Source organism: Sphingomonas sp. ABOLE (genome assembly GCF_003950455.1).
Classification (GTDB): domain Bacteria; phylum Pseudomonadota; class Alphaproteobacteria; order Sphingomonadales; family Sphingomonadaceae; genus Sphingomonas; species Sphingomonas trueperi.
In genome coordinates, this window is the sequence record NZ_QQWY01000083.1 from 1 (window position 1) to 2,500 (window position 2,500).

At 54.8% G+C, this 2,500-nt stretch carries 2 tRNA genes and 2 rRNA genes (1 of these 4 cut by a window edge); all 4 read left to right on the forward strand.

Annotated features, from left to right (window positions below):
• Nucleotides 1-104, forward strand: a 16S ribosomal RNA gene (locus CA234_RS23830); the annotation flags it as partial.
• 226 nt (nucleotides 105-330) lie between these two features.
• Nucleotides 331-407: transfer RNA gene (locus CA234_RS23835), tRNA-Ile, on the forward strand.
• A gap of 59 nt (nucleotides 408-466) precedes the next feature.
• Nucleotides 467-542 (forward strand) — tRNA-Ala (locus CA234_RS23840).
• Nucleotides 543-859: 317 nt separating this feature from the next.
• A 23S ribosomal RNA gene (locus CA234_RS23845) occupies nucleotides 860-2,500 on the forward strand (it continues 1,151 nt past the right edge of the window).

A 2,500-nucleotide genomic window follows, 5' to 3' on the forward strand; every position in this document is an offset into this window, starting at 1 on the left:
GCTAACTCAGCAATGAGAGGCAGGCGACCACGGTGGGCTTAGCGACTGGGGTGAAGTCGTAACAAGGTAGCCGTAGGGGAACCTGCGGCTGGATCACCTCCTTTCTAAGGATATCGGCGGAAAGCGCCCTGGGCTTCGGCTCGGGGAAGAGCTTCCTCCATTCCAAAGAACATTCGCCGCCGTCCTCATGTCCCTTCATCTTCTGGATACAGCGCAAGCTGTGAGACGATTTAGCGCCAGCTAAGACGCACACAGCAAGCTCGGCCAGCGCTGCGGAGCGCGCCCATAAGGCGCGGCTTCGCCGCAGCTGACGGGTGCGCGAGCGCTACCGGGCCGGTAGCTCAGGTGGTTAGAGCGCACGCCTGATAAGCGTGAGGTCGCAAGTTCAACTCTTGCTCGGCCCACCATCCTTCGTTCTGCGAGAATGGCCTTTGTGTCGTTTTCCCGGAACTTTCGGAACTTTTCAGGGGCCTTAGCTCAGCTGGGAGAGCGGTTGCTTTGCAAGCATCAGGTCATCGGTTCGATCCCGATAGGCTCCACCAGCTTTCGTCGAGGCGCGCAGTGCGCGCTCTCCGAAAGCGACATGCGCTTCAGCGTTATCCAGATAGATGAAGACACGAGATCCGCTGCCGAGGCAGCGGTCCTACGATCCCATGGATCGTGAGCTTTTTGACATTGTGAATGGGTTTTTCAAATCGATGCCGTGACGGCGTTGGTTTCAGTCGCGAGACTGGATCGACAGCTGTCCAATTAAAGGCTGAGATTTTCATCCACACCAAGATACTGCGCTACGCTGCTCTGCCGAGTTGGTGTTTGCTTCAAGCAAGCGCCCAGCGTTGTCGTTGGTGGTGTGGACTCTCAAGCGTGAGGTAAGGGCATTTGGTGGATGCCTTGGCATGTACAGGCGATGAAGGACGTGGCACGCTGCGATAAGCGTCGGTGAGCTGTGAGCAAGCTTTGACCCGACGATTTCCGAATGGGGAAACCCACCTTCACCATTTAATTCAGCGGTTGAGCGATCAACTGCCGAGTTAATTGGGGCAAGGTATCACCGAAGTGAATACATAGCTTTGGTGAAGCGAACCCGGCGAACTGAAACATCTCAGTACCCGGAGGAAAAGACATCAACCGAGATTCCGTTAGTAGTGGCGAGCGAACGCGGACCAGGCCAGTGCCTGATATTCAACTAGCAGAAGCTTCTGGAAAGTAGCGCCATAGCGGGTGACAGCCCCGTATGCGAAAGTGATGTATCAGGACTCGAGTAGGGCGGGACACGTGAAATCCTGTCTGAACATGGGGGGACCACCCTCCAAGCCTAAATACTCGTACATGACCGATAGCGAACTAGTACCGTGAGGGAAAGGTGAAAAGCACCCCGATGAGGGGAGTGAAACAGTACCTGAAACCGAATGCCTACAAGCAGTTGGAGGGTCCTTGAGGCCTGACAGCGTACCTCTTGCATAATGGGTCTGTGACTTAATGTATCAAGCAAGCTTAAGCCGATAGGTGTAGGCGCAGCGAAAGCGAGTCTGAATAGGGCGACTTAGTTTGATGCATTAGACCCGAAACCCGGCGATCTATGCATGACCAGGATGAAGGTGCGGTAACACGCACTGGAGGTCCGAACCGATTAACGTTGAAAAGTTACCGGATGAGTTGTGCTTAGGGGTGAAAGGCCAATCAAGCCGGGAAATAGCTGGTTCTCCGCGAAAACTATTGAGGTAGTGCCTCGGATGAACACCCTAGGGGGTAGAGCACTGGATGGATGCGGGGGTCGCGAGATCTACCAATTCTAACCAAACTCCGAATACCTAGGAGTGATATCCGGGAGACAGACGGCGGGTGCTAAGGTCCGTCGTCAAAAGGGAAACAGCCCTGACCTACAGCTAAGGTCCCCAAGTCACGTCTAAGTGGGAAAGCATGTGGGAATCCCAAAACAACCAGGAGGTTGGCTTAGAAGCAGCCATCCTTTAAAGAAAGCGTAACAGCTCACTGGTCTAAACAAGGGTTCCTGCGGCGAAGATGTAACGGGGCTCAAGACGTGCACCGAAGCTTAGGGTTCATCGCAAGATGAGCGGTAGCGGAGCGTTCCGTAAGCCTGCGAAGTGGAAGGGTAACCGACCATGGAGGTATCGGAAGTGCGAATGCAGACATGAGTAGCGATAAAGAGGGTGAGATGCCCTCTCGCCGAAAGACCAAGGGTTCCTGCGCAAGGCTAATCCGCGCAGGGTGAGCCGGCCCCTAAGACGAGCCCGAAGGGGGTAGTCGATGGGAACCACGTTAATATTCGTGGGCCTGGTGGTGTGTGACGGATTGCGTGTGTTGTCAGTTCTTATCGGATTGAACTGGCTTCGAAGCAGTCCCGGGAAATAGCCCCACCGTATAGACCGTACCCGAAACCGACACAGGTGGTCAGGTAGAGTATACCAAGGCGCTTGAGAGAAGTGTCCTGAAGGAACTCGGCAAATTGCCTCCGTACCTTCGGAAGAAGGAGGCCCTC